General features: G+C 73.5%; 15 protein-coding genes and 2 pseudogenes. 15 read left to right on the forward strand and 2 right to left on the reverse strand.

Annotated features, from left to right (window positions below; all coding sequences use genetic code 11):
• Window positions 1-18: 18 nt before the first annotated feature.
• From BMW88_RS38090 to BMW88_RS42550, 11 genes and pseudogenes are all read left to right on the forward strand, one after another.
• On the forward strand, window positions 19-783 hold the full coding sequence (locus tag BMW88_RS38090) for a CIS tube protein (protein WP_245778340.1): 765 nt from the start codon (window positions 19-21) through the stop codon (window positions 781-783).
• Window positions 780-2,477: a VgrG-related protein gene (locus tag BMW88_RS38095; protein WP_089961192.1), complete on the forward strand. Its 1,698-nt coding sequence runs from the start codon at window positions 780-782 to the stop codon at window positions 2,475-2,477. The genes BMW88_RS38090 and BMW88_RS38095 overlap by 4 nt, the downstream gene beginning before the upstream one ends.
• Before the next feature lie 20 nt (window positions 2,478-2,497).
• On the forward strand, window positions 2,498-2,812 hold the full coding sequence (locus BMW88_RS38100) for a PAAR domain-containing protein (RefSeq protein WP_089961195.1): 315 nt from the start codon (window positions 2,498-2,500) through the stop codon (window positions 2,810-2,812).
• Window positions 2,809-3,219 (forward strand): GPW/gp25 family protein, encoded by a 411-nt coding sequence (locus tag BMW88_RS38105; RefSeq protein WP_089961196.1) that lies wholly within the window; start codon window positions 2,809-2,811, stop codon window positions 3,217-3,219. Before BMW88_RS38100 ends, BMW88_RS38105 begins: the two co-directional genes overlap by 4 nt.
• Entirely contained in the window at window positions 3,219-5,153 is a 1,935-nt protein-coding gene (locus BMW88_RS38110) for a putative baseplate assembly protein (protein ID WP_089961198.1), read from the forward strand. Before BMW88_RS38105 ends, BMW88_RS38110 begins: the two co-directional genes overlap by 1 nt.
• Window positions 5,150-5,710 (forward strand): phage tail protein, encoded by a 561-nt coding sequence (locus tag BMW88_RS38115; RefSeq protein WP_089961200.1) that lies wholly within the window; start codon window positions 5,150-5,152, stop codon window positions 5,708-5,710. The genes BMW88_RS38110 and BMW88_RS38115 overlap by 4 nt, the downstream gene beginning before the upstream one ends.
• Window positions 5,710-5,784: pseudogene (locus BMW88_RS43795) on the forward strand (zinc ribbon domain-containing protein); the annotation flags it as partial. The gene BMW88_RS38115 and the pseudogene BMW88_RS43795, both read left to right, overlap by 1 nt.
• Window positions 5,785-5,952: 168 nt before the next feature.
• Complete coding sequence (locus BMW88_RS38120; protein ID WP_245778353.1) at window positions 5,953-7,017, forward strand: NADase-type glycan-binding domain-containing protein; 1,065 nt, start codon at window positions 5,953-5,955, stop codon at window positions 7,015-7,017.
• Between the two features lie 60 nt (window positions 7,018-7,077).
• Window positions 7,078-8,136 carry an NAD-dependent epimerase/dehydratase family protein gene (locus tag BMW88_RS38125; protein ID WP_177221622.1) on the forward strand — a complete coding sequence of 353 codons (1,059 nt, stop codon included), beginning with the start codon at window positions 7,078-7,080 and terminating at the stop codon, window positions 8,134-8,136.
• A 112-nt stretch (window positions 8,137-8,248) separates the two neighbouring features.
• Window positions 8,249-8,872, forward strand: a complete 624-nt coding sequence (locus BMW88_RS38130) for a response regulator transcription factor (RefSeq protein WP_245778341.1) — start codon at window positions 8,249-8,251, stop codon at window positions 8,870-8,872.
• Between the two features lies 1 nt (window position 8,873).
• Window positions 8,874-9,044: a hypothetical protein gene (locus tag BMW88_RS42550; RefSeq protein ID WP_177221623.1), complete on the forward strand. Its 171-nt coding sequence runs from the start codon at window positions 8,874-8,876 to the stop codon at window positions 9,042-9,044.
• An 84-nt stretch (window positions 9,045-9,128) separates the two neighbouring features.
• Here the strand turns inward: BMW88_RS42550 and BMW88_RS38135 are convergent, their stop codons facing one another.
• A complete protein-coding gene (locus tag BMW88_RS38135) occupies window positions 9,129-12,554 on the reverse strand; it encodes an ATP-binding protein (protein WP_089961210.1) in 3,426 nt (1,141 codons plus the stop codon).
• A 139-nt stretch (window positions 12,555-12,693) separates the two neighbouring features.
• Complete coding sequence (locus tag BMW88_RS38140; protein ID WP_177221624.1) at window positions 12,694-16,026, reverse strand: ATP-binding protein; 3,333 nt, start codon at window positions 16,024-16,026, stop codon at window positions 12,694-12,696.
• A gap of 723 nt (window positions 16,027-16,749) precedes the next feature.
• Here BMW88_RS38140 and BMW88_RS38145 point away from each other — a divergent pair.
• The 4 genes and pseudogenes from BMW88_RS38145 (at window position 16,750) to BMW88_RS38160 (ending at window position 19,090) form a co-directional block, all read left to right on the forward strand.
• Window positions 16,750-16,977: a hypothetical protein gene (locus tag BMW88_RS38145; protein WP_089961216.1), complete on the forward strand. Its 228-nt coding sequence runs from the start codon at window positions 16,750-16,752 to the stop codon at window positions 16,975-16,977.
• 116 nt (window positions 16,978-17,093) lie between these two features.
• A pseudogene (locus BMW88_RS43800) lies at window positions 17,094-17,297 on the forward strand (cold-shock protein); the annotation flags it as partial.
• A 30-nt stretch (window positions 17,298-17,327) separates the two neighbouring features.
• Window positions 17,328-18,032: a cold shock domain-containing protein gene (locus BMW88_RS44390; protein WP_342715340.1), complete on the forward strand. Its 705-nt coding sequence runs from the start codon at window positions 17,328-17,330 to the stop codon at window positions 18,030-18,032.
• 743 nt (window positions 18,033-18,775) lie between these two features.
• Window positions 18,776-19,090 (forward strand): hypothetical protein, encoded by a 315-nt coding sequence (locus BMW88_RS38160; RefSeq protein ID WP_218148380.1) that lies wholly within the window; start codon window positions 18,776-18,778, stop codon window positions 19,088-19,090.
• The last annotated feature ends 357 nt before the right edge of the window (window positions 19,091-19,447 follow it).

The raw sequence follows: 19,447 nt of genomic DNA on the forward strand, positions 1-19,447 counted from the left end.
CCGGAGGAGGGCGGACGAGTGGCATCGAAGTTCCAGGCCGGTGTCGCCAAGGCGGGCAAGGCCGCGGCGGCGTACTTCGGCTCCGGCCTGGTCAAGGCCCAGCTGGTGATCATGGAACCGCCCGCCAAGAGCGGTGCCAAGCCGGGGGCGCGGCTGGCCACGGTCAAGTTCCAGTTCAACCCCGACAAGCTGGCGCTGAGCAAGAGCGTCGAGTGGCGGCGGAAGCCGGCGCGGATGGCGGGCCAGGCGGCGCTGCCGGAGTTCGTCGGCAGCGGGCCGCGGTCGTTGAGCGTGGACGTGTTCCTGGACGCGACCGCCGAGCACGACAACTCGGTGGAGGAGCGCGTGGAGAAGCTGATGACCGCCTGCGTGCCCACGAAAGCCAGTCTGCGCAAGAAGAAGCCCGCGAGCCCGTGGGTCCGCTTCGAGTGGGGCACCGCCAAGTCGGTGTCCTTCGACGGCGTGCTGTCCAGCCTGTCGGTGGACTACTCGCTGTTCGACGTGGACGGCAAACCACTGCGCGCCACCTGCTCGCTGGCGATCGAGGAGGCGGGGGCGGGCACACCCGGCCAGAACCCGACGTCCGGTTCGCGCGAGGCCCGGCGAACGCACCAGGTGGTCGCCGGGGACAGCCTGCCGCAGCTGGCGTGGCGCGAGTACGGCGACGCGACCGCCTGGCGGGTGATCGCGGAAGCCAACGACATCGACGACCCCGTGGTCCTGGTTCCCGGCACGGAGCTGCTGGTACCGGGCGTGGCGGGAGAGACAGGGGAGGACCGATGACCGGGCCGGACGTGGAGGGCGACAACATCGCCGCGAGCGCGCTGGTGCGCGCGAACGGCATCCCGCTGATCGGCGAGGCCGACCAGCTGGTCCGGTGCGTGGTGGACGAGAACGTCGGCCTGCCCGACTGCGCCGTGCTGACGTACTCCGACGAGAAGAACGAGCTGCTCAAGAAGACCCACATCACGATCGGCACCGATCTCACGGTGTCGCTGGCGGCCTCGAGCGTCACCACCACCGAGCAGGTGTTCACCGGCGAGGTCACCGCGCTGGAGCTGGACCGCGACGGCACCGGCTCGTACACCGTGATCCGGGCGATGAGCCGTGCGCACCGCCTGATGCGGGGCCGCAAGGTCCAGGCGTTCCGCAACATGTCGGCGGCGGCCATCGTGCGGAAGGTGGCCACGGGCGCCGGGCTGACCGCGGGCCGGCTTGACGTCGTGGGCGTCACCTACCGGCACCTGAGCCAGGCGGGCGTGTCGGACTGGGACTTCCTGCAGATGCTCGCCCAGGAGCACGACGCCGTCGTCCGGATCGACGAGGCGGGACGGCTGGAGTTCGTCGAGCTCAAGCCGGCGAGCAAGGCACCCGCGCCGAAGAGGACGAACGACCCGCACGTGCTGGAGTTCGGCGAGAACACCGTCGCGCTGCGCGCCGTGCTGACCACTGCGGACCAGGCCAACGGCGTCGAGGTGCGGAGCTGGGACGTGGCCACCAAGAAGGCGCTGGTCGCGGTGCGGCCCAACACCGCCAGCAAGACCGTCAAGCCCGGCCTGAAGGCGAGTGAGGCCAACATCGCCTTCCGCACCAAGGCGCCCCTGCTGGTCACCGACACGCCGTACGCCACGCAGGCCGAGGCGACCCGCGCGGCACGCTCGCTGGAGGCGTCCACCAGCGCGGGCTTCGGCGAGCTGGAGGCCGTCGTCACCGGCAACCCCAAGCTCCGCGCCGGCGACCCGGTGACGCTGACCAACTCCGGCCAGGACTTCGACGGCGCCTACACCGTGACCGCGGCGCGGCACGTGCTGGAGCCCGAGACCGGCTACTACACGACGCTGACGGTCAGCGCCTCCTACGACCGCTCCCTCGCGGGCCTGGTCACGGGAGGCAACGCGCCGGCCCGCGGTCCGCGCATGCCCGGCCTGGCCACCGGCATCGTCACCGACATCAAGGAGGCCGGCGGCCAGCGCGGCTGGGTGCGGCTGAAGTTCCCGTGGCTGGACGACAAGTACGTCACCGACTGGGTGCGCACCGTGCAGTGGGGCGGCGCGGGCGGTGGCGGGGTGTTCAGCCCCGAGGTCAACGACGAGGTGCTGGTCGGGTTCGAGCAGGGCAGCCTGGACCGGCCCTACGTGATCGGCGGGCTCTACAACGGCGTCGACAAGCCGTCGGCGCACGACCTGCCGCTGGTGGACGGCAGGCGCGGCAAGGTCAACCGCCGCTCGCTGGTCTCGCGCTCCGGCAACCGGCTGGAACTGCTGGACGGCATGACCCAGTCGGGTGTCCGGCTGGCTTCCGGCGACAAGCGGCTGGAGGTCGTGCTCGACGAGAAGCGCAACAAGATCGACCTGTTCGTGCGCGGGCCGGGCGGCGCGCGCGTACTCAGCTCGGTGTCGCTGACCAGCACCGGCATCACCATCGACGCCGGACAGGGCGTGCTCACGCTCAAGGGCGCCCTCATCAAGCTCAACTGACCACGTGAGGAGACCGCGACATGCCCCTCGCTGCCCGGCAGGGTGACAAGACGCTCCACGGCGGCACGATCGGGCCCCCGCTGAACCCGCTGTCGGCGTCCCGGCTGATGACGGTGCTGATCGAGGGCAAGCCCGCCGCGACGATCAACTGTGTGCACGTGTGCACCGTGGTGCCGCACAACGCGGCCCCCAACATCATCCTGGTCTCGCCGGCCATCGTGCGCCGTGGCGTCCTCATCGCAGGGCTGGCCGCCGCTGCGGTCATGGACGAGACCACCTGCAAGGCCAAGCTGGCGCCGCGCCCCGGCACGGTGCAGATCGGAGGGCCGCTGTGAGCGCCGACTTCATCGGCCGCGGCTGGGGCTTCCCGATGCGGGCCGGCACCACCGGCGGTATCGGCATGGTCGACCGCGACCAGGAGGTCCAGGAGGCCATCCGGCTGGTCCTGGGCACCGCGCCCGGCGAGCGCCCGATGCGCCCGGAGTTCGGCTGTGGCATCCACGACCTGGTGTTCGCCACGGCCGATGGGGCGACCGCAGGGCACATCTCGCGCGAGGTGCGCGCCGCGCTCGACCGGTGGGAGCCGCGCATCGACGTGACCGGCGTGGTCGTGGCGTTCGACTCGGTCGACGTCGGAACGCTCTACATCGACATCCGCTACACCGTGAAGTCCACCAACGACCAGCGCAACCTGGTCTTCCCCTTCTACACGATCCCTTCCGAGGAAGGGGAGGCCGGCTGATGGCGATACCAGCGCCCAACCTGGACGACCGGCGCTTCCAGCAGTTCGTGGACGAGGCCAAGCGGTACGTCCAGCAGAGCTGTCCTGAGTGGACGGACCACAACGTGTCCGACCCCGGCGTCACCCTCATCGAGACCTTCGCGCACATGGTCGACCAGCTGGTCTACCGGCTCAACCGGGTGCCGGAGAAGAACTACCTGGCGTTCCTCGACCTGCTGGGCGTGCGGCTGTTCCCGCCCACGGCGGCCAGCGCCCTGGTGACGTTCTGGCTGTCCGCGCCGCAGGTCGAGACCGTGTCGCTGCCCGCGGGCACCGAGGTCGCGACGGTGAGCACCGAGTTCGCCGAGGCGACCGTGTTCGCCACCACCCGCGCACTGCCGATCGTGCCCTGCGAGCTGGCGCGCCTGGTGACGCGGTCCGCGCCCGGTGAGCACGCCGACCGGACGCGAGACCTGGAGTCGGGCAAGGACGTGGCGTGTTTCCAGGCCTCGCCCGAGCCTGGTGACGCCACCCTGTTCGGGCTCACCGCCGCCGTGCCGAACTGCGTGGTGGTGCTGAGGCTGGAGAGCCGGGTCGAGGGCGTCGGCGTCGACCCGCGGCAACCGCCGCTGGTGTGGGAGGCGTGGGACGGCGGGGACTGGGCCGCCTGCGAGGTGGACGAGGACAGCACCGGCGGCCTCAACCGGCCCGGCGAGGTCGTGCTGCACGTGCCGGGCGGCCACACGATGTCGGTGATCGCCGGCCAGCGTGCCGGTTGGTTGCGCTGCCGAGTCACCGAACCCGTGCCAGGCCAGCCGTTCTACTCCGAGTCCCCGACGGTGCGCGAGGCCGAGGCCTACACCATCGGCGGCACCACCGCCGCCGAGCACGCCGAGACCGAGGTCGACGTGCCGCTCGGCGAGTCCGCGGGCGTTCCCGGCCAGCGGTTCACCGTGCCCAGGGCCCCGGTGCTGCTGGACGGCGACCCGGTGGTCGTGCAGGTCGCGGCGGGCGAGGGCTGGCAGGACTGGGTGGTCGTGGAGGACTTCGGCCTCTCCGGTCCCGACGACCGGCACGTGGTGCTCGACGCGTCGAGCGGCGAGTTCCTGTTCCCGCCCGCGGTGCGCGAGGCGGACGGGACACTGCGCCGCTACGGCGCGGTGCCGTCCAAGGGCGCGGTGCTGAGGGTTCCGCGCTACCGCACCGGCGGCGGCCGGTCGGGCAACGTGGCGCGCGGCGCGATCTCGGTGCTGCGCAGCTCGGTGCCCTACATCTCGGCGGTGGAGAACCGGGAGGCCGCGATCGGCGGCGTGGACGCCGAGACCGTGGCCGAGGCGAAGCTGCGGGCGCCCAACCAGTTGCGGGTGCAGGACCGCGCGGTCACCGCCGACGACCACGAGCTGATCGCGCGGCAGGCCGTGCCGTCGCTGGCGCGCGTGCGCTGCCTGCCTGTGGAGGGCGAGGTGGGGGCGGCGCGGGTGCTGGTGGTGCCCGACGCGGTGGCCGACGAGGGCGACCGGTTGCGGTTCGAGCAGCTTGAGCCCTCCGACGAGGTGCTGGCCGCGGTCGCCCGCCGCTTGGACGAGCGGCGCCTGCTCGGCACCCGGCTGGTCGTGGAACCGCCCCGCTACCAGGGCATCACGGTGGTGGCCCGGCTGACCGCCGCCGACGTCAACCTGGTCCGCGAGGACGCGCTCGCCGCGCTGTACCGGTACCTCAACCCGCTGCGCGGCGGACCGGACGGCGCCGGCTGGGGTTTCGGGAGGCCGGTGCAGTTCGGCGAGGTGTTCTCGGTGCTCCAGGCGGTGCCGGGGGTGCTGCTGGTGGACGAGATCCGGATGTTCCCGGCGAACCCGATCACCGGGGCGCGCGGTGCGCCGGTGGACCGGCTGGACGTCGCGCCCAACGCGCTGGTCTTCTCCCACCAGCACCAGGTCGCGGTCGGTGCGCCGTGACGAGGGCCGCGCTGCCGGAACTGCCGAGCAGGCACCCGCTGGGGGACATGCTGCCCGCGCTGTACGCGGCGGACGACTTCGCGCAACGGTTCACCGCGGGCCTGGACGCCGTGCTGTCGGCCGTGCTGTCCACTTTGGACAACCTGCCCGCTTATCTGGATCCGGCGCTGGCGCCGGAGGACTTCCTGGCGTGGCTGTCGTCGTGGGTGGCGGCCGGACTGGACCCGGCGTGGCCGGAGCCGCTGCGGCGTGCCCTGGTGCGGCGGGCCGTGGAGCTGCACCGCAAGCGCGGCACGGTGCGCGGGCTGGTCGAGCGGCTGGAGCTGTCGCTGGGCGTGCGCGCGGACGTGGCGGACGGCCCGGGGGTGCGTTGGTCGGGCATGCCCGACACGCCGCTGCCCGGTCCGGCGGCCGAAGTGGTCGTGGTGCGGGTGTGGCCGGGGTCAGCCGGTCCGGTGGACCGGGACCGGGTCGAAGCGCTGGTGGGGGTGGTGTGCCCGGTGCACGTCCGGTGCACGGTCGAGGTGCTGGGCGGGCCGCCCGCGGATGGGGTGTGATGGCCGTGGTGCGCTCGTGCCCGCAGTGCGGTGCGTCTGTTCAGGACGGTGACGACTTCTGCGGCAACTGCGGCACCTACCTGGGGTGGTCCGCCGAGGCCGCTCGGCCGGAGCGAGCCGGTGCCGGCGGGACGGCCGGATCGGCCCCGGCGGTGGGGACGGGAACGGCGCAGGCCTCGGCAGGTGAGGAAGCCGCGCACGAGGATCCGGCCGTGCGGGATGCTCCGACAGGGCATCAGCCGGTGAGCCCGCAGCCGGCGGAGGACCACCACCTGGCGTCCCGGATCGAGACGGCCATTGAGGAAGGTCCGGTCGGCCTGGCGGAGCCGGGCCCGGTGGCCGGCCTGGGCCGCGAGCGGGAGGACCCCGCCGCCGGTCGGCCGGGCCTGTGGGCCCGCTGGCGCGCGTGGGCTCGGTCGCGCTTCGGGAAGGACGTCGCGACGTCGACGACCGACGAGCCCGTCGCTCGCACGGCCGGTCGGCCGGAAGTCGCTCGGGTTCAGACGGCGGCCGGAACGGAGGCGGCGGTGGGGACAGGCCCGTCGACCGTGGTGCTGGGACCCGTGCTGCCGGGGCGGCCGGAGGCCAAGCGTCCGCTGCCCACCCTCGGCGTCGAGGCCGAGGTGGACGGTCCGCCCTGCCCGGTGTGCGGCACCACCAACCCACCGGGCCGCCGGTTCTGCCGCCGGTGCGCCACCCCGCTCCAGGACGGGACTGCGATCACCACCGCGAGTCGCCGCCGGCGTTCGCGCCGCGGCGACACCTCGAAGTGGCTGCGCCGGCTGGCCGCGCTGCTCGCGGTCGCCGCGCTGGTGCTCGCCGGGATCGTGTTCTACCCGAATGCGGTGGAGCTGTTCGAGGACCTGCGCGACAGGCTGGCCAAGCCCGCGCCGATCGCGCCCGCGCGCACCGCGGCCACCGCCGAGGTGCCCGGTCACCCGGCCGCGGCCGCCGTGGACGGGCTGTCGAACCGGTACTGGGGCGCGCCCGCCGTGGGCGACGCGGTCGAGTTCACCTTCGACCAGCCGTTCCGGCTGCTGTCGGTCGTCGTGCACTCGGGCGCCTCGGCGCAGCCGGAGCAGTTCCGCGAGCAGGCCCGGCCGACGGCCGCGGACCTGATGGTGACCAGTTCCGGTGGTGTCACCCGCACGATCGCGGTGGCGTTGAACGACCAGCCGGGTCCGCAACGCACCGACACCGGCATCAGCGACGTCGTGGCGGTGCGCCTGGTCGTGAAGTCCGCCGCGGGGCTGGGTGCCGGCCGGCACGTGGCGCTCGGCGAGGTCGAGTTCTTCCGCCGCTCGTGACCGAGTCCGGCCAGGCGGAGCCGGCGTGAAGAGATCGCGCACGGACGGAGAGGAGTACCCGTGGACATCGCAGTGGTCACCGGCTCGGCAGGGCTGGTGGGCGGTGAGGCGGTGCGGCGGTTCGCACCGCGGTTCGACCTGGTCGTCGGCATCGACGACGAGCCGCGGCAGGAGTTCTTCGGCCCGGCGGGGGCGGTGGCCGAGGCCCGGCGCGTCCCGAACTACCGGCACCACCGGGTGGACGTGCGCGATCAGGCGGCCGTGGACGAGGTCCTGCGCGTGTGGGGTGCGGACGTCCGGCTGGTGGTGCACGCGGCCGGGCAGCCGGGCAGCGCCTGGTCCGCCGAGCGGCCGTCGATCGGCTTCGGGATCAACGCCGTGGGCGCGGTCACCGTGCTGGACTCGGTGCGGCGGCACTGCGGCGAGGCGGTGTTCGCCCTGGTGTCCACCACCGAGGTCTACGGCGACGCGCCGGACGCGCTGCCCCTGGTGGAGACCGCGACCCGGTGGGAGCTGGACCCGTCCCACCGGTTCCACGAGCACGGCGTGGACGAGTCGATCCGGCTGGACCGGGCCGGCCGCACCTTTCTCGGCGTGTCGAAGCTGGCCGCCGACCTCGTCGCTCAGGAGCACGGCCGCCAGCTCGGTATGAAGGTCGGCGTGTTCCGGTGCGGCAGCGTCACCGGCACCGGGCAGGCGCGCGTGCGCGGGCACGGCTTCGTATCGCACCTGGTGCGCAGCGCCGTGCGCAGGGTGCCGTACCCGGTCGTCGATCACGGCGGCAAGCAGGTGCGCGACGTGCTGGACGCTCGCGACCTGGTGGACGCCCTGTGGCAGTTCCACCTGGACCCGCGGCCCGGTGAGGTCTACCACCTGGGCGGTGGGCGCGAGCGCGGCGCCTCGGTGCTGGAGCTGATCGCGCGCTACGAGCACCTGACGGGTGTGGAAGTGCCGTTCGACTACTCGCCGCAACCCCGCGTCGCCGACCCGCGGTGGTGGATCGGCGACACCCGCAAGTTCCGGCGCGACTATCCCCGCTGGTCGCCCGCGCACGGCCTGGACGACGTGCTGCTGGCGCTGCACCGGCACTGGAGCGAAGCGGACGAGGTCGTCGCCTAGCGTCCCCTTCACGCCGGCCAACCCCGATGAAGAACTTTTATAGACGCTTTTCAGAGCGCGTGAAGCCGTGCCTCGCAGACTCGGAACCGGGGAACCGGATCTGTGGGAGGCAGTGGTGGAGCGAGTGCGGGTCGTCGTGCAGACGGCGGATCACCTGAGCATGGCCGGGCTGACGAGCTACCTCGGCTCGCGGGCGGAGATCGAGGTCCTGGACTGGGACCGGCGGACGCGGGCCCACGTGGTCGTGGTCGCCGCCGACCGGATGGGCCCCGAGGTGCTGACCGAACTGCGGCGGGTGGTCGCCGACGCCGGGGCACCGGTGGTGCTGGTCCTCGACGAGGTCGGTGAGAAGGACGTGCTCGCCGCCGTGGAGTACCGCGTGGTGGCGATCCTGCCCCGCACCGCCGCGACCGGGGAACGGGTCCTGCGCAGCGTCCTGGCTGCGGCCTCCGGCGGTGGGGTCATGCCGCCCAGCCTGGTCGCGGAGCTGCTCAGGCACGTCGAACAGCTCCAGCGGGAGCTGGTGTCGCCGGACACGAGCGTGCCCAAGCTGACGCCGCGCGAGGCCGACGTGCTGCGGTTGATGGCCGACGGCCTGGGCACCGCCGAGATCGCCGGGCAGTTGTGCTACTCCGAGCGGACGATCAAGAACGTCTTCTACGGGCTGACCACCAGGCTCAACCTGCGCAACCGGCCGCACGCGGTCGCCTACGCCCTGCGGAAGGGGATGATCTGAGGTGGACGAGACCCTGGTGGCCGAGCGGGAACGCGCCAGGCTGCGGCGGGCGGTGGACCTGGCACGGCGGGGGTTGCGGGAGACGACCGCGACGAAGTGCGCCCGGCCGGACACGGGCTGGGTGATGTCGGCCGACGGGGTGATCGGCGCGCCGGAGGAGGGGGATGAGTAACACCCACCGCGACCGGGGTCGTGCAGGTGAGCTCCGCCGCCGGGCGGGACGGCGGCTGCTCGGTGAACGACTCGGCCACGGCGCTCAGCCGACGCGGTCGGTGGCCCGGCGGATGTCCCACGCGGCGCCCAGCCCGCGGTAGAGACCGACGGCCTCGCGCAGCGCGGCACCGGCCTCCTGCTCACGCCCGCTGCGCGCGAGCAGGACCGCGCGGTCCTCCAGCGTCTGCGCCGACTCGAACACCCGGCCCACCGAACGGTAGTGCGCGGCGACCTCCGCGAGCCCGTCCGGGTCCTCCGCCAGCACGCACCGGCAGCGCCGCGCCGCGGCGGCGGCCCTGGCCGCGGTGGACTCCCTGGCCGCCTCGGCCTCGCAGGCCTCGACGGCGGCGCGGGCGGTCGCCCGGTCGTCGCAGTCCAGCGCCATCCGGACCAGCTCCGGCAGCCACTGGTGCCGCAGCATCATCTGGGCGTAGCGGGTGTCGAGGATCCCGCCCAGGAACTCGATCGCGCCGGCGTGGTCGCCGTTCCGGTACGCCGCGGCGGCCCGCGCCGCGACCAGGAAGTCGCAGTTCTCCCGGTTCGCCGCGGTCGCCAGGGGCAGCGTGAGACCCGCGTGCAGGTGTCGCTTGAGCGCCAGGTCATCGTCCCGGTGCGCGGCGATCAGTGCGGCGACGCCGTGCAGCAGCATCAACGCGCCCTCGCGCAGGCCGAACCCGGTGATGCCCGAGTCGTCCCCGAGCGCCGCGCCGAGCCGGTCCACCGCCTCGTCCCACCCGCCGAGCCAGAACCGGTGGACGGCCGCGCCGACCTGGAGGGCCGCCACGGGCGCGCCGTGCCCGGCCGCGTCGAACGCCAACCGGATCGTGTCGGTCGCCTCGTCGAGCCGGTCCAGGCACTGCAGCGTGAACACGCGGTTGTCCAGCAGCACCAGCTTCAGGTCGGTGAGGCTGAAGTCGGTGCCCACCACGTCCAGCGCCCGGTCCAGGTAGGCGAGCGCGCTCACGTAGTCGCGCCGCGCCGCGTCGACCTGCCAGAGCACCTCCAGGGACTGGCCGATGGCGAACGGGTCGGCCGCGCGTTCGCCGACCTCGATGGACTCGCGCGCGCTCGCCGCCGCCGCGTCGAGGTCGTCGAGCCCGGCGCGTTGCACCAGTGCCAGCAGCGACAGCAACCGGGCCCGCCACGCGGCGGGCAGCTCCTGGCCGGCCAGCGTCTCCCGCAGCGACGCCAGCGCCTGCTCCGGCCGCGACGCGCGGAAGGGCACGTAGGCCCTCGTCCACTGGACCTCCGCGATCCGGTCGGGGTCGCGCAGCCCCGGCAGGGCCCGCCGGGCGTGGTGCTCGGCCTCGGCGTCCCGGCCGATGCGGAACAGCGCGCTGCTCAGGTGGGCCCGCAGCGTCGCGGCGTGCTCGGCGGTCACGGCCGTGGACCGCAGCGCCCGCTGCAGCAGTTCGACCGCGACCAGCGGCGCCTCGTAGACCAGCGCGGGTGCTCGCACCAGCAGCCAGTCCACCACCCACGCGCCGAAGTCCCCGGCTGCGGCCAGCAACTGCTCCGCCACGTGGTCGACCGGCGCCCCGGCGCTCGCGAGTGCCTGCGCGGCCTGCTGGTGCAAGGCGTTGCGCAGCGCCGCGGGCGTCCTCTCGTACAGCACCTGCCGCAGCACCGGGTGCCGGAACGCGATGCACGTCCCGGCGTCGCGCAGCACCCCCGCCGCGGCGGCCTCCTCGAGCGGCGTCACCAGCTCGGCCACCGGACGGTCCAGCACGACCGCCAGCCCGTCGACTGAGAACTCACCGCCCAGCAGCGCCGCCCACCGCAGCACCTCGCGCGTGGGGGCCGAGACCAGGTCCAGGCGCCAGCCGACCGCAGAAACCAGCGAGCTGGGCACCCGGTCGAACGCGTGCTCGCCCACCTCGGCCACGTCGGTGTCGACGACCACCAGCCGCTCGCGCAGCAGGGCGTCCGCGACCTCCCGCACGTACAGCGGGTTGCCGCCCGCCCGCGCGGCGATCTCGCGCAGCGCAGGGCCGGGCGGCGCGCCCACCAGCCGCCCGACGATGTCCGCCACGTCCGAGTCACCGAGCGGTGCCAGGTCCAGCACCACGCCACCGGATTCCGAGAACTGGCGCAGACGGGCCACCTCCGGCCGGTGCGGCACCGGCCGCGCCGCGCCCAGCAGCAGCAGCGGCAGGTGCCGGGTCAGCGCGCCGAGCCGGCGCCACACCTCGATGCTGCTCTCGTCGGCCCACTGGAGGTCGTCCAGCACCAGCACCAGGGGTGCGTCCGCGCACAGCCGCTCCACCAGTGCGACCAGCCTGTCGACGCCACCCGAGAGCGGGTCGCCGCTCGCGAAGATCGACCCGACGGGCTGCCGCTCGCGCAGTGCCCGCGCCACGTCCGCACGCCGCGGGTCGGTGGCAGCGGGGTCCACGCCCAGGGCGTCCAGCGCGAGCCGGAGCGGGAAGCGGCTGTCCAGCTCGTCCGCCACGGCGTGGGCGGTCTGGTGCCCGGCCAGCCCGGCCCGTACCAGTGCGGCGGCCAGCAGCGCCGACTTGCCGATGCCCATCTCGCCCTCCACCCACAGCGTCCCGCCGCGTCCCGCTGACAGGTCGCCGACCGCCCGCGAGATCGCGGCCAGCTCGGCGTGACGGCCCAGCAGGACCGGCTCGTCGAAGGTGCCGGCCACCGGTGCCGATGCGTCCCGCGGTGCTGGACGAGGCTGGTTGGCGGTGGGAGCCGGGGCGGTCCGCGTGCCGCCGAGCACGAGCTGCTGCGCGGCGCGCAGTCCCGGCCCCGGTTCCACGCCCAGCTCGGTCACCAGCACCCGGCGGGCGTCGCGGAACACCTCCAGTGCCTCCGCGCCGCGCCCACCGCGGTGCAGTGCCAGCACCAGCAGCTCGTACGCCCGTTCCCGCAGCGGTTCCTCCGCGACCAGCGCGCCGAGGTCCGCGATCACGTCGGTGTGCGTGCCGGTCGCCATGGCCGCCTCGGCGCGCAGCTCCCGCGCGGCGGTTCGCTCCGCGGCCAGCTCCCGCCGCCGGGTCTCGGCGAACGGCCCGCTCAAGCCCGCCAGCGCCTCGCCCCGCCACAGTCCCAGCGCCGCGTCGAGCGACTCCAGCGCCGCGTCCGCGTCGCCGTCCGCCAGCTGCCGCTGACCCTGCGCCCGCAGCGCGCGGAACTCCGCGAGATCCGAAGCATCCGGGGCCCACCGCAGGCGGTAACCCGACCCGACCGACTCCAGCACCCGCGAGGCCGCCCCGCGCGCCCGGTCCGGCTCCAAAGCCTTGCGCAGCAACGAGATGTAGGTGTGGACGCTGCCCTCCGCGGTGGCCGGCGCGTCCTGGCCCCACACGCCGGCCACCAGGTCGTCCCGCCGCACCGCCGCGCCCGCGCGCAGCGCGAGCATCGCGAACACCGCCTGGGGGCGTGCCGATCCCAGCGACACCTCGCGATCCCCGACCCACGCACGCACCGGCCCCAGCACGACCAACCGCAACGCCGACATCTCGCCTGCCTTCCCGAAGGCTCCTCAGGTCACGGCGCACGTCCTCCCGCCGCCGCGACCCGGTGCCGGCGCCATCGACCGCGCCGACCCCCGATCACCCGCTGGTGCCGCCGTGATCGACGTGCACGTCCTCCCCTTCTCAGGCCACGTGGCGCACCAGCGCTCCGGCCCGCCGCGCGTCCCACTCCGCGCCGAAACCGCGGTAGACCGCCACGGCCTCCCTCACCGCCGCGTCGGCCGCGGCCCAGTCGCCGCGCCCCGCCAGCAGCGCGGCGGCGTCCTCCAGCGCCTCTGCCAGCTCCACCGGCCGGCCCGCCTCCCGGTATCGCGCCGCCGCGTCGAGCACGAGGGCCGGGTCGCGGTCCACCAGCCCGCGGCAGCGCAGCGCCACCGCGACGGCCTCGGGGCGCGCCCGGGCGAGCCCGGCCGCGCGTGCCGCCAGGCCGCGGTCGCCCGCCAGCAGCGCCAACCGCGTCAGCGGTGGCAGCCACCGCGGGTTGGGCGCCGCACGGCCGGGTGCGAGCATCCCTGTCAGCGCGGCGAGCGCGTCGTCCACCCGTCCGGCGCGTTCGGCGATGGTGGCTTCGGCGGCGGCTCGGAAGTCGTCCAGGAAGTCGTCCCGGCGGCCTGCCACAGCGCGCAGGTGCCGCAGCGCCACGTCCACCCGGTCCTGGCGGACCGCGACGAGCGCGGCGACGCCGTGAGCGGGAGGCGTCGGACCGCGGTCCCGGGGCCACGGGCTCGGCGGCGGCTCGCTGTGGCCGTCGACCAGGTCGAGCGCCTCCGCCCAGCGACCCCGCCAGTAGCACTGCGCCACCGCGGCGGGATGCGGTCGCGTCGCGCGGAGCAGCTCGTCGGCCTCGTCCAGGCGGTCGAGGTGCTGGAGGGTGAGCACCTTGTCGCCCACCAGGTCCGCGTGGGCCTCCGGGGTGACGGAGACCGCGAGGGCCTGGTCGACCTGCCGCAACGCCTCGGCGTGGTCGCCGCGGGCTGTCGCGGCCCGCCACAGCCCGCGCCTGGCCTGCGCCACGGTGAAGTTGTCGCGCACCTCCCGCGCCAGCTCCAGCGCCTGGTGTGCGGCGGTCTCGCCCTCGTCCCCGGTCAGCACGTCCGCGGTCAGCGCCTGCAGGCGGGACCGCCAGACGGGGGGTGTGGTGTGGTCGGCGGCCGCCGATCGCAGCACCTCGGCGGCGTCCGCGGTGCGGCCGTCGCGGTGGTACGAGGCGGCCAGGACCCAGCGCATCTCGGCGATCACGGCGTGATCCCTGGCGCGGGCCAGCGCGTAGCGGGCTTCGGCATCGGCGCGGCGGCCGAGCCCGAACAGCAGGCGGGCCAGCCGGGCCGCGAGCCGTTCGCGATCTCCCACGGGCACGTCCGACTGCGTGACGGCGGACCGCAGCACCGCGACCGCCAGGTCCGGGTCCTGCGCCGCGACCAGCTCGGCGTTGGCGAGCAGCCAGTCGACCACCCAGGGGTCGACCGCGGTCGACGCGGTGGCCAGCTGCCGCGCGACCAGCTCGACCGGCGACCCGGCTGCGGCGAGGGCCTGGGCGGCCTGGCGGTGCAGCGCGGCCCGCACGGCGGCCGGGATGCCCAGGTAGAGGGCGCGGTGGACCAAGTGGTGCCGGAAGGCGAACCCGGCGCCCTCCTCGACCAGGACGCCGGCCGCCATCGCCTCCTCCAGGGCGGCGACCAGCTCGCTGACCGGCCGTCCCGCCACGACCGCCGCGTCACCGGGCGCGAACGCGGTGCCCAGCAGCGCGGCCCAGCGCAGCAGGCCCAGTGCTTCCGCCGAGAAGAACGCCAGCCGCCTGGCCAGTGCCGTCACCAGCCATGCCGGCATGTCGTGGCCCGTCACCCGCGCCTCGGCGAGTCCGGCGCGAAACTCGACGGCGTTCTCGCGCACCAGCGCGGAGACCACGTCCTTGACGTAGAGCGGGTTTCCCCCCGCGCATCCGGCGAGCCGGTCCAGTTCCTGGCCGGGCGGGGCGTCCACCAGCCTGGTCACCAGTGCGGTGACCTCGTCGTCCGTCAGCGGTTCGAGGATGATCAGGTCACCGGTCTCCACCACCGCGCGCCGCACCCGCGCCATGTCCTCGCGGTGCGGCACCGGCCGCGTCACCGCGATCAGGAGCAGGGGGAGCCGGTGCGACAGGCGGAGCAGCCGGTGCCACAGCAGCACGCTGGCCTCGTCGGCCCACTGGAAGTCGTCGAGTGCCAGCACCAGCGGGGCTTCCGCGCTCAGCTCGCGCACCAGTTCCACCAGGCGTTCGACGGCGGTGAGCACCGGGTCGCCCGCGGCGTGGCGGTCGCCGGTCCTGGCCAGCAGGTCCCGGGCCAGCTCGCCGCGGCGCGCGTCGGGGGACGCGACCGACACGTTGAGGGCGTCGAGCACCACGCGGAGGGGGAAGCGGCCGCCCAGCTCGTCGGCCGCGGCCCGGGCGACGCGGACCTCCGTGCCGACCAGGCAGGCGGCCAGCAGGGACGACTTGCCGATACCCGGCTCACCCTCGAGCCACAGGACTCCGCCCCGGCCGGCGGCCACACCGGTCACCGCGCGCCGCAGCAGGCCGAGCTCCCTCCGCCGGCCGACTAGGGGAGCCAACGCCTGTCGCGGCGCGCTCGCCGCCGCGGGGGGATCGGCGGAAGACGAGGCCGGGGCTGTCAGGAAAGCCTCGGCCGGTCCGGCCGTAGGTGAGCGGTGGGCAGCCTCGCCCTCCAGCACCCGGCGGTGGGCCTCGCGCAAAGCGTCGCCTGGCTCGATGCCGAGCTTGGTCGCCAGCACCTGCCGGGCGTCGCGGAACACCTCCAGCGCTTCGGCCTGCCTGCCACCTCGGTGCAGCGCGGACATCAGCAGCGCCCGCAGACCCTCCCGCAGCGGGTGCTCGACCATCAGCCCCGACAGCTCGGCCACCACGTCGGCGTGCCTGCCCAGCAGCAGCGCCAGCTCGGCGCGCCGCTCCACGGCCGCCAGCCGCAGCTCGTGCAACCGCGACCGCTGGGACTCGGCGAACCGGCCCGGCACGGAGAACAGCGCCTCGCCCTCCCACAGCGCCAGCGCGGCGTCCAGCTCCGCCACCGCCCGCTCAGGATCGTGCCGCGCCAGGCTCTCCGCCCGCTCGCGGTGCCGGTCGAAGCGGTGGACGTCCACCGCCTCGGGGTCCAGGCGGAGCGCGTACCCGGCTCCCGACGAGGTGAGCACCACCCCGGCGGACCGCTTGGACCGTTCCGGCTCCAGCGCCCCGCGCAGCGCGGAGACGTAGGTGTAGACGCTCGCCCCGGCGGTCGCGGGCGGCGCGTCGCCCCACACCCCGCCGACCAGCTCGTCCTTGGAGACCGCCTCGTTCGCCCGCATCGCGAGCAGGGTGAACACAGCGCGCCTGCGCGCGGTGCCCAGGTCGACCTCCGCGCCGTTGCGCCACGCGCGCACCGGGCCGAGCAGCCTGACCACCAGCGAAGCGGTTGTGCTCATCGACATCGGGACACCCTCCCTGCGGAATGGGGGCCGAATGGCGGCATGTGCTGATGGTGTATTGCGCCGACTGGTATCGGAGCTTCCCTTTGGTCACTTCATCATGGCAACGTTCCCTGAAGAATGTCTATCGCCCTCCGTCTCAATTGCTGTTTGCGGCGGTCAGAAGCGTGGTAATTCCTGTTTGGATGGTCTCGGTCGTCTTCGGGGAAGTTTCGAAACTTTCCATATTCCTGACCCTGTGGAATCTGTGACTGTGTGGACGAGGGTGGGATCAGTGGTCTGAACCTGTGGGGTGCTGTACTCCGTCCAGGCCCCCCGGACGGTGCGGCATCGGGGAGTTCGAGGTCCCGCTGTGTGCGGCGGGAACCCGTATTCGCATCCTTCGTGCCGTCTATCCGCAGAGACGGAAATCGCGGTTCATTCCTTTCTTCTGTCGCAGGTCATTACTTCAAGCTGACAGTCTCCATAGCTTCAGTGTTGACCGAAATTTGGCATCGGTGGTATCTCCATCGGGTGCGGGGCGCAACTACGCACACCCTGGCTCCTGGATCTCCGGTGCTCACGTCACATCCCGGAGCGGTCTATTTGCGGGAGGACCTTCTTCAGGACGCCATCAGCTGATGGATTCACAAGAACCGGTGATCGAGGGTCAGTCGCGATGCCACGAAGAAGAGGCTCGCTGACGCGGAAGCCAAGCTGACGAGATTCCGGAACGCCATCATGGCCGGCGTCGACCCGGCTGCGCTGGTCGAGGTGATCAACGATGCGCAGGCCGAGGGGCTCGCGGTGCAAGTGGCCCTGTACAACGTCCCGGCACCCGTCGAGCGGGACGTCGCCGAGATCTGCGCGGCGATCGACTCCATCGGAGATGTCGGTGCGGCGCTGAGAGGCCATGCCCGCGACCCCACGCGTCCGCCCACTCGTGCAACGGCTGGTGACGTCGTGTGAACCCCGTTGCCTTCGGCGATGTACTCACGGCGGGCCTGCCGCGCGTCGGGGTCAGGATGTACATCCGGCGCCTGGGACACTGGACCCTCGACCACCCGTGAGACCAGGAGTGCACTGTGCAGCAGGGAACCGTCCGCTGGTACGACCTCGAGCGCGGCTTCGGCTTCCTCGCCCCCGACGACGGCAGCGCCGACGTCTTCGTGCACGTCTCGCAGGTGCAGGGCGAGGGCGCGGCCCGGGCGCTGCGCGAGGGCCAGACGGTGGAGTTCGAGATCGGTGAGGGACCCCGCGGTCCGCAGGCGCTGCACGTCGCCGTCACCGGGGACGTCGCGCCCGACGCGGCCCTGGGTGTGCTCGCCACCGTCTCCTGGTACGAGCCGGCCAAGGGCTACGGGTTCGCCGCGCCGGACGGCGGGGGTGCGGAGGTGTTCGTGCACTCCTCCGCCATCGTCACCGGGGGTGTTCTCGCGGCCGGGCAGCGGGTGGCCTTCGTCGTCACCGCGGGTGAGAGGGGTCCGCAGGCCCAGCACGTGGTGCCGCTGAGCTTCGACGCCGGGGTCCGCCGCGCCCCTCTGGTCGCGCCCGGCGACGGCGCGGACGGCTCCGTCCTGTGGTTCGACGAGGAGAAGTCGTTCGGCTTCGTGGCCGCCGACGACGGGGCGGGTGACGTCTTCCTGCACGTGCGCGCCCTGGTCGACGAGGGGTACCTGCCGGCCGAGGGCGATCGGGTCTCGTTCACCACGGTCACCGTGGACCAGGGTCGTCAGGCGCGCGAGGTGCGGTTCGTGGCCGCCGGCGAGCCGGTGGAGGCCGCCGCGGCCCCCGGCCAGGCCCGTTCGGCCACCCGGCCCGCGGCCCGCGCCGGCGACGGTACGGTGGCCCGCTACGACGCGGACCGCGGCTTCGGCTTCATCACCCCCGACGCGGGCGGGCCCGACCTCTTCGTGCACGTCTCGGTGGTCTCCGGCGAGCCCCTGGTGGCCGGCGAGCGGGTGCGCTTCCGCGTTCGCCAGAGCGACCGGGGACCGCAGGCCGACGCCGTCGAGCGCGCCTGACCGTTGTGGGGTGCCAGAACTCTGCACTCGCCCGCTGAACTGCGGTGATCGGGTTCTGGCGTTCTGGCGGCATGATCGTGGGTGTGGCACTGCGACTGCTCTGGTGTTGCGCCGGACTCCTGGCCGTCCGCGTCTGGACTGGGCTGATCGTGCAGTGCTGCCCGCATCGGTGCGGCGGTTGCCCGTCTGGTTGAGGGAGCACCGATTCGTGGCTCCAGGCGCGGTGTTGCGGTGGCATCGGCGTTTGATCGCGAAGAAGTGGACCTACTCGAACCGGACTGGGCGTCCGCAGGTCGATTTGGCCGTGGTGGCGTTGATCGAGCAGACGGCGCGGGAGAACGCCGGCTTGTGGGGTGCCAGGACTCTGCACACATGCGTTGACCTGCGGTAGATAGGTTCTGTTGTTCGCTCGGCATGATCGTAGGTGTGGCGCTGCGACGGGTCTGCAGCACGTGCGGGTCGTGTGCCACCACGATGTCGGCGCCCGCGTCGACGGCCTTGCGCGCGACCTCGCGGATGTTGTCCGAAGCGGCGCGGCCGCTCGCTTCTTCCTGAGCGGGTGCGGCGTAGCGCCTGCCGAACATCACGTCACCGGCCGAGTGCACCGCGAACCGGCCGCTCTTGCGGGGGGATCATCTTGACCTCGACCCGTTTGCCCGAGTCGGACCAGCCCAGGGGCACCGGTTCGGGCAGGTGGCCATCGGCCTCGACGACAGCCACCGCGGGAGCGCGGTGGTGGTCTGGTGACGACGGCGAAGACGACCGGCACAGCCGCCGGGTTCACCCACTCGGACGGCAGCGAGGAGCCGGTCTACCGCAAGTGGGGAATCGCGATCGTCGTCGAGCAGATCGGCATCGTGCTTCGCGCCGCCGCCTACCGCTCCGACGCGCCGGTGACCGAGTGCGTGGCCGTCGTGCCGGACCTGCAGGAGATCAGCCAGAGCAAGCTGATCCGGGGGTCAGTCGAGTGGATGCTCAGGTCGGGCAGGTGCTCGGCGGCGTTCAGATCGGCGATGCCGAACGCGACGACGCGGCCAGGCCGCGTCAAGGTCGTCTGATTTCGCCCTGGGCGTCGGCAACTTCGAGCAGGAGTCTCCGCCCCGGTGTTCACAGGTTCGGCACGACTGGTCGGACTGACCTGGTCTGCGCGCGTGGCGCGGGGGCTGCCGGGAGGATCGAGGTCGCCCGGCAAGCCGCGAACCGATCCGGCCCCGCCGCTCGCCGCGCGAGAAGCCGGCGCGGGCGAGGTGCACCAGCCCGACGATGAACGTGCTCACGCCTGCCAGGAGGGTGAGCGCCATCGCGAGCACGGCTGCGGGTGGGTCATTGGGAAAGCCGGGCGCGGCGATGCGCTCCGGATCGGACGGGTCGTGGATGACGGTGATCGGGTCGCCGACCTCGAAGCTGGGCGCGCG

It is taken from the genome of Lentzea xinjiangensis (assembly GCF_900110955.1).
GTDB lineage: Bacteria > Actinomycetota > Actinomycetes > Mycobacteriales > Pseudonocardiaceae > Lentzea > Lentzea xinjiangensis.